Source organism: Erwinia sp., assembly GCF_049696395.1.
GTDB lineage: Bacteria > Pseudomonadota > Gammaproteobacteria > Enterobacterales > Enterobacteriaceae > Erwinia.
In genome coordinates this window covers 1-7,026 of the sequence record NZ_JBAVTT010000152.1, presented here as the reverse complement: position 1 = coordinate 7,026, position 7,026 = coordinate 1, and the positions used below count along the sequence as shown (strand labels likewise).

General features: G+C 52.4%; 8 protein-coding genes. 3 read left to right on the top strand and 5 right to left on the bottom strand.

Annotated features, from left to right (window positions below):
- Positions 1-241: hypothetical protein (locus WCC56_RS18580; RefSeq protein WP_424693804.1), on the top strand; the 241-nt coding region annotated here is incomplete at its 5' end.
- Between the two features lie 364 nt (positions 242-605).
- Here the strand turns inward: WCC56_RS18580 and cmoB are convergent.
- From cmoB to WCC56_RS18555, 5 genes are all read right to left on the bottom strand, one after another.
- A complete protein-coding gene (gene cmoB / locus WCC56_RS18575) occupies positions 606-1,574 on the bottom strand; it encodes a tRNA 5-methoxyuridine(34)/uridine 5-oxyacetic acid(34) synthase CmoB (RefSeq protein WP_424693803.1) in 969 nt (322 codons plus the stop codon).
- Positions 1,574-2,314, bottom strand: coding sequence for a carboxy-S-adenosyl-L-methionine synthase CmoA (gene cmoA / locus WCC56_RS18570; protein ID WP_424693802.1), 741 nt, complete (start codon positions 2,312-2,314; stop codon positions 1,574-1,576). The genes cmoB and cmoA overlap by 1 nt, the downstream gene beginning before the upstream one ends.
- Before the next feature lie 114 nt (positions 2,315-2,428).
- Positions 2,429-2,824: an MAPEG family protein gene (locus WCC56_RS18565; RefSeq protein WP_424693801.1), complete on the bottom strand. Its 396-nt coding sequence runs from the start codon at positions 2,822-2,824 to the stop codon at positions 2,429-2,431.
- A 104-nt stretch (positions 2,825-2,928) separates the two neighbouring features.
- Entirely contained in the window at positions 2,929-3,753 is an 825-nt protein-coding gene (locus WCC56_RS18560) for a DUF72 domain-containing protein (RefSeq protein WP_424693800.1), read from the bottom strand.
- A 145-nt stretch (positions 3,754-3,898) separates the two neighbouring features.
- Positions 3,899-4,462 (bottom strand): hydrolase, encoded by a 564-nt coding sequence (locus tag WCC56_RS18555; protein ID WP_424693799.1) that lies wholly within the window; start codon positions 4,460-4,462, stop codon positions 3,899-3,901.
- Positions 4,463-4,724: 262 nt separating this feature from the next.
- On the opposite strand from WCC56_RS18555, the gene aspS reads away from it, so the two are divergent.
- Both aspS and nudB read left to right on the top strand, forming a co-directional pair.
- Positions 4,725-6,515: an aspartate--tRNA ligase gene (gene aspS, locus WCC56_RS18550; protein ID WP_424693798.1), complete on the top strand. Its 1,791-nt coding sequence runs from the start codon at positions 4,725-4,727 to the stop codon at positions 6,513-6,515.
- A complete protein-coding gene (gene nudB / locus WCC56_RS18545) occupies positions 6,515-6,949 on the top strand; it encodes a dihydroneopterin triphosphate diphosphatase (RefSeq protein ID WP_424693797.1) in 435 nt (144 codons plus the stop codon). Before aspS ends, nudB begins: the two co-directional genes overlap by 1 nt.
- Positions 6,950-7,026 lie beyond the last annotated feature (77 nt).

Sequence of the window (7,026 nt, the reverse complement as noted above, 5' to 3'; positions counted from 1 at the left end):
GATTCAAACCATTCAAACCATTCAAACCATTCAAACCATTCAAACCATTCAAACCATTCAAACCATTCAAACCATTCAAACCATTCAAACCATTCAAACCATTCAAACCATTCAAACCATTCAAATCGTTCAAACCATTCAAACCATTCAAACCATTCAAACCATTCAAACCATTCAAACCATTCAAACCATTCAAACCATTCAAACCGTTCAAATCATTCAAACCGTTCAAACCATTTAAATCAATCAAACCTCAAATTCACTCCAGCAAGCAAACTCTTCTCACGATACAAAAATGAGTGCGGTCATCTACAAGGCAAAACGACATTGGCAGGTTGAGTTGGGAATTGAAGAGGGGGTGTTGAATTGTGTGTCCACGAATCCCTTCAACGACCCGGAAGTTATTGGGTGGCGGCATAGAGTGCGTTAGCCGAGTGTATGCAGCAGGGATGCTGCATCCAAGCCTACAGGGATGTATTTACGGCGTCTCGGATAACGCACTCTATGCTGACGCCTTGCCACCGCAGCCTGTTTTGACTTTAGCAGCAAGCTCTATGCTGACGCCTTGCAACCGAGTCGATTTTGACCTGGCAATCCATTATCAGTTAAGGCTTACGGGCTACCAAAACAGCTCGCAGCGGCGCTGGATACCCTTCTACGGTCTTTGTTGGGTCGTTGGGATCAAGGAATTCCGCCAATGACTCGCTGGTCATCCAGTCCGTACGGCGCTGCTCTTCGGTGCTGGTCACTGAATAGTCCGCAATCCGCACGTCTTCAAAACCACACTTTTCAAGCCAGTTTTTCAACGCGCCGGTGGTTGGCAGGAAGTAAATATTACGCATCTGCGCATACCGCTCACCCGGCACCAACACTTCCTGATCGCCCCCCTCAATAACCAGCGTCTCCAGCACCAGTTCGCCACCGCTCACCAGCTGATTTTTTAACTGATACAAATGATCAAGCGGAGAACGACGGTGATATAGCACGCCCATCGAGAAGACAGTATCAAAGGCTTTCAGCTCTGGCAGTTGCTCAATACCTAAGGGTAATAAATGCGCTCGCTGATCGTCGCCCAGCAGTTTTCGAACGGCTTCAAACTGGCACAGGAACAGCTGCATCGGATCGATGCCCACGACCAATCTTGCGCCTGCACCCAGCATCCGCCACATGTGATAACCGCTGCCGCACCCTACATCCAACACCGTTCGGCCAGCCATCGGTGAAATATGCGGCAACACGCGATCCCACTTCCAGTCTGAACGCCATTCGGTATCAATATGCACGCCGTATAACGAATACGGACCTTTGCGCCACGGCATCAGATTTCGCAACAGCTTCTCTATGCCACCACGCTGACGTTCGGTCAGATTGCTGGCATCTGCTGTTACGCTGTGCAGTAAATCTAACGTCTCTGGCTGCAGCGCCGGAAGATACTCAACGGCACGATCCCAGTTCTTAAAATGGCCATGCAATTGTTCGCGCTGCCAGGTGGCAATCTGCGCTGGCAAGGTCTCTAACCAAGGAGAGAGGAGAGGGTGTTTTGCTATTAACTGGTAAAAATTACCGAAATCCATCAGACCGAACCTGCTTTCAGGGCTATCAATGACCCAAAATTAAAACACTGGAACCATAACTCAGCGTGCTCAAACCCTGCGGTGCGCAGGCGAGCTTTGTGCGTTTCAACACTGTCTGTCAGCATCACGTTTTCCAGCATGCTGCGCTTCTGGCTGATTTCCAATTCGCTGTAGCCATTGGCCCGCTTGAAATCATGGTGCATGTTAAATAACAATTCACCGACATCGGCGTCCGCAAAACTGAACTTCTCAGACAGCACCAACGCGCCACCAGGACGAAGCCCCTTCCAGACCGTATTCAACAACTGCTGACGTTCTTCTGGCTCCAGAAATTGCAGCGTGAAATTCAGGACGACCATCGACGCATTCTCAATGGTGATATCACGAATATCCGCTTCAATCACTTCAACCGGCGTATCCGCTCGGAAAGCATCAATATGACGACGACAGCGCTCAACCATTGCCGGAGAATTATCCACGGAGATGATTTTGCAGCCTTCGGCTTTGATGTTTCGGCGCACTGATAACGTGGCGGCCCCCAGCGAACAGCCCAGATCGTAAACCTGAGTGTTGGGTTGCACAAAACGCTCAGCCAACATGCCGATCATCGAAATAATGTTTGAATAACCCGGCACCGAGCGCTGGATCATGTCTGGGAAAACTTCTGCAACGCGCTCGTCAAACGTCCAGTCACCCAGTTTGGCAATTGGCGCGGAGAACAACGTATCGCGGTTAGGCATAGTGGTAAGTCCGGGAGAAAAACGGAAAGGCGGTATTTTGGCAGAAAGCGGCGCGTGCTGCACCCTTTCTGCCACTGTTGCCGGGCTGGAAGGCTAAAAAACCCGGCAGAGAGATTAATGCAGCGTCAGAACCAAATCCCACGGCAGGTAGATCAGATTAAAGATCATCATCCCCAGCAAGGACAAAAGAGTGATGATCATGCCGTTCTTGCGCCATAACAGCGTGCTGGTTCGCATGCCGTAAGCGTGGAGGAGTCGGCCGAGGAAGAAAAACACGCCTACCAGATGCAGCATCCAGATATCGGCGCCGTTCATCTCCATTAATACCAACAGCAGTGCAGCCAGCGGAATATACTCTACGGCGTTGCCGTGAATACGAATGGCGGTCTGAAGTTCATAAAAGCCACCGTCACCATGAGAAACACGATAAAGGCGACGAAGACGAACCACATCCAGCGAAAACTTGATAATGAAAAGTGCTCCAAGCACAACGTACAGGGCGCTGACCATCCCGACTCCCAAAGGCACAGATATTTTAAGGCGCCATCATAACGATGAAATCCCCTACTGTCAGTGCGTGACCCCTACAGTTAAAGAATTATCCTGGAAAATACTCAGAATAACTGGTCCTGCTGGGGCCAGGTTGGCGGTTCACCAACGGCTGGTAATGCCTGCTGAAGCGCACTCCACAGCCGCAGGACCAGCTCCGGCGCAAACGCGATATCCGGCGTGTGAATAAATAGCCAGGGTTGGCCCTGTTCACACCACTCAGGCAACTTGGTTAGCCACGCCTGAAACCACTTGAGATTGGCCTCAGGATCGTCACCGCCGATAAACCGCACCATCGGTTGATCGGCCGTCATTACCGCATGAACCGGAAGCTGGGGCTTCTTGCGCTGCGCCTCAATAATGGCTTCATTACTGGGGATGGCCGAATGCACTCCCCTGGTATCCAGAATGACTCGATTCACGCCTCGCTGATGCAAACCCCGATTCAACGCCTGCTCAGCTTCGCCTTTGGCAAAAAAGTCAGCATGACGGACTTCTACGCCATAACTGAATGCCTCAGGTAACCCATCAAGAAAGGCCCAAAGCGTTGGCAGATCGGCAGGGCTGAAGGCCGCCGGAAGCTGAAGCCAGTACTGACCCAGACGAGTGGAGAGGGGATCGAGTAAATTGAAAAACTCCGCCGTTAAATCGCCACAGTTTTTCAGGGCAGAGTGGTGGCTGATGGTCGCGGGGAATTTAAAGCAAAAGCGAAATTCATCGCTGGTCATATCACGCCAGCGCTGCACAATTTCCGGCCTGGGCAGGGCATAAAGCGTGGTATTGCCCTCAACACAGTTGAAGTGCTGTGCGTAGTCAGCAAGGGTCGTCATACCCAGTTTCTTCCACTGAGGATGCTGCCATTGTGGCAACCCAAGGTAAAAAGGTTTCATCGGCTTTCCCTGAATGACGGTGTGGTCCTGAACAGCATATTACATGCTACTCAGCAAGAATGACGGCCGTTCAGCTGGCGAAACAGGAAGAGTTTGTAGGAAGTACAACCCGGCAATCAATAAACCCACTGCCGGGCGCTGAGGGTTACAGTGCGGAGATGATTTCTGCTGACTGACGTACGCGACCCAGACGCGGGAAGATATTTTTGAAGCTGCCTTCATGCTCTTCAGTGCTGCCAGCGCTGCAAATATCTTCGACAACGATCAGATTGAAACCCAGCTCCCACGCGTTACGCGCAGTGGATTCCACACCGATGTTGGTGGAGATACCTCCCAGAACGACGGTGTCGATGCCACGACGTCGCAGCTGCAACTCCAGATCCGTACCGTAGAACGCGCCCCACTGATGCTTGGTCACTTCAATATCGGTCTCTTTTTTACCCAGCGCTTCCGGGTAAACCCACCAGTTTTCTGGCAGTCCACCGCTGTGGCTGGCATCTACCGGCTGCTTTGGCGCATCACCAAAGTCTTTTGCCCAACCAACACGTACCAGAATGACAGGTGAATTGACCGCGCGGAACTTCTCAGCCAATACCGCAGCGCGGGCAACCACATCAGATGCTGCGTGTGGACCGCCAGCGAAAGGCAGAATGCCTTCCTGCAGATCGATCAGTACCAGGGCCGTTTTTGCCGCATTTAATTCCAACATAGTCTCTCCGGTCAAAGGGGGGAAATCATTGAGAATACAAGCAATCTGATTTTAAGCGCGACAACAACTGTGTTCGAAAAGGGTGAAATTTGTTAGCTTTTGTGAGCTAACGGCAGATTGTGAAGAAAATTGCCGTTAATCGCAGCGCCTGATGCGCTCACGGCTCTTATCGTGCCGGGCTTTTTCCATTATAATGGCCGCCTTTTTTCGCAGCAGCAGACTTTATGTTGCGGCGATGCGGCGAAGTTTAAAGGATATCGTTATGCGTACTGATTATTGCGGGCAGATCAACCTGACCCACGTAGGCCAACAAGTGACACTCTGCGGTTGGGTCAATCGCCGCCGCGACCTGGGAAGCCTGATCTTCATTGATATGCGTGACCGTGAAGGCATCGTGCAGGTCTTTTTCGATCCGGACCGTCAGGAAGCGTTCAAGCTGGCCTCTGAACTGCGTAACGAATTTTGCATTCAGCTTACTGGCACCGTCCGTGCCCGTGACGACAAAAACAAAAACAGCGATATGGCTACCGGTGAAGTCGAAATTTTCGCCACCGACCTGACCATCATCAACCGCTCTGAGCCGTTGCCGCTGGATTCTAACCACGCCAACACCGAAGAAGCGCGTCTGAAATTCCGTTATCTGGATCTGCGCCGCCCTGAGATGGCTCAGCGCCTGAAGACCCGCGCCAAAATTAGCAGCTTTGTCCGTCGCTTTATGGATGATAACGGCTTCCTGGACATTGAAACGCCAATGCTGACCAAAGCCACACCGGAAGGCGCTCGTGACTATCTGGTGCCAAGCCGTGTGCATAAAGGCAAATTCTATGCGTTGCCACAGTCTCCTCAGCTGTTCAAACAGCTGCTGATGATGTCCGGCTTCGATCGCTACTATCAGATCGTTAAATGCTTCCGTGACGAAGACTTGCGTGCAGACCGTCAGCCTGAATTTACTCAGATCGACGTAGAAACCTCCTTTATGACTGCACCTCAGGTGCGTGAACTCATGGAGCAGCTGGTACGTGAGCTGTGGCAGGACGTGAAGGGCGTTGATCTCGGCGACTTCCCTCAGATGACCTTCGCAGAAGCGATGCGTCGTTATGGTTCAGACAAGCCAGACCTGCGTAACCCAATGGAGCTGGTGGACGTTGCTGACCTGCTGAAAGACGTTGAATTTAAAGTCTTCTCTGGCCCGGCTAACGATGCCAAAAGCCGCGTTGCAGCACTGCGCGTGCCGGGTGGCGAAAAGCTGACCCGCAAGCAGATCGATGAGTACACTGATTTCGTTAAAATTTACGGGGCGAAAGGCCTGGCGTGGATGAAAGTCAACGAGCGTGCGAAAGGCCTGGAAGGTGTCACCAGCCCGGTGGCTAAATTCCTGACCGCTGACATTGTTGAAGCGATTCTGGCCCGGACTAATGCCGCCGATGGCGACAGCATCTTCTTCGGTGCGGATTCCGCCAAAATTGTTGCTGATGCGCTGGGCGCACTGCGTCTGAAACTGGGCCGCGACCTGGACATCACCACCGGCAATGCCTGGGCACCGCTGTGGGTTGTGGACTTCCCTATGTTTGAAGAAGACGGGGAAGGCGGTCTGAGCGCCATGCACCATCCGTTCACTGCGCCGAAAGATATGACGCCGGATGAACTGAAAGCCGTTCCGGAAACCGCTATCGCTAATGCTTACGATATGGTGATCAACGGTTATGAAGTCGGTGGGGGTTCTGTGCGTATTCATAGCACCCAGATGCAGCAGACCGTGTTTGGCATCCTGGGTATTGCCGATCGGGAACAGCGCGAGAAGTTTGGCTTCCTGCTGGACGCGCTGAAGTACGGCACGCCTCCACATGCTGGCCTGGCTTTCGGCCTGGACCGTCTGGTGATGCTGTTGACCGGTACCGATAACATCCGTGATGTGATCGCGTTCCCTAAAACGACTGCAGCAGCATGTCTGATGACCGAAGCACCTAACTTCGCTAACCCTGCGTCACTGTCTGAGCTGGGTATTGAAGTGATGAAGAAGTACCAGACCCAGCAGCCGTCAGAGAACGAGTAATGGCTTTCAAGCATCCGGTGTCGGTACTGGTGGTGATACACGCCCGCAATACCGGCCGGGTGTTGATGCTCCAGCGTCGGGATGATCCCGGCTTTTGGCAGTCGGTAACCGGCAGCCAGGAGCCAGGCGAAACGCTGGCAGAAACCGCGCGGCGGGAAGTAAAGGAAGAACTGGGAATTGATGTCAACGCCTGCCAGCTCACAGTAGTCGACTGTCAGCGTCAGATACACTTCGAGATCTTTGCCCATTTCCGCCATCGCTATGCGCCGGACGTGACGCACAACAGTGAGCACTGGTTCAGCCTGGCATTGCCAGAAGAGTGGGAGGTGTCGCTCAGCGAACATCTCGCCCTGCAGTGGCTTCCACCTGCAGAGGCCGCCTTGCTTACTAAGTCCTGGAGTAATCGCCAGGCAATAGAAGAATTTGTTATTTAGTCTTTTCTGGAGAATTGAATTTATGGCAGGCCACAGTAAATGGGCTAACACCAAGCACCGTAAAGCGGCGCAGGATT

What these genes read in the sequence shown, in the direction of transcription:
- cmoB (WP_424693803.1), bottom strand. Translation starts at nt 1,574, where the DNA reads ATGGATTTCGGTAATTTTTACCAGTTAATAGCAAAACACCCTCTCCTC.
- cmoA (WP_424693802.1), bottom strand. Translation starts at nt 2,314, where the DNA reads ATGCCTAACCGCGATACGTTGTTCTCCGCGCCAATTGCCAAACTGGGT.
- WCC56_RS18565 (WP_424693801.1), bottom strand. Translation starts at nt 2,824, where the DNA reads ATGGTCAGCGCCCTGTACGTTGTGCTTGGAGCACTTTTCATTATCAAG.
- WCC56_RS18560 (WP_424693800.1), bottom strand. Translation starts at nt 3,753, where the DNA reads ATGAAACCTTTTTACCTTGGGTTGCCACAATGGCAGCATCCTCAGTGG.
- WCC56_RS18555 (WP_424693799.1), bottom strand. Translation starts at nt 4,462, where the DNA reads ATGTTGGAATTAAATGCGGCAAAAACGGCCCTGGTACTGATCGATCTG.
- aspS (WP_424693798.1), top strand. Translation starts at nt 4,725, where the DNA reads ATGCGTACTGATTATTGCGGGCAGATCAACCTGACCCACGTAGGCCAA.
- nudB (WP_424693797.1), top strand. Translation starts at nt 6,515, where the DNA reads ATGGCTTTCAAGCATCCGGTGTCGGTACTGGTGGTGATACACGCCCGC.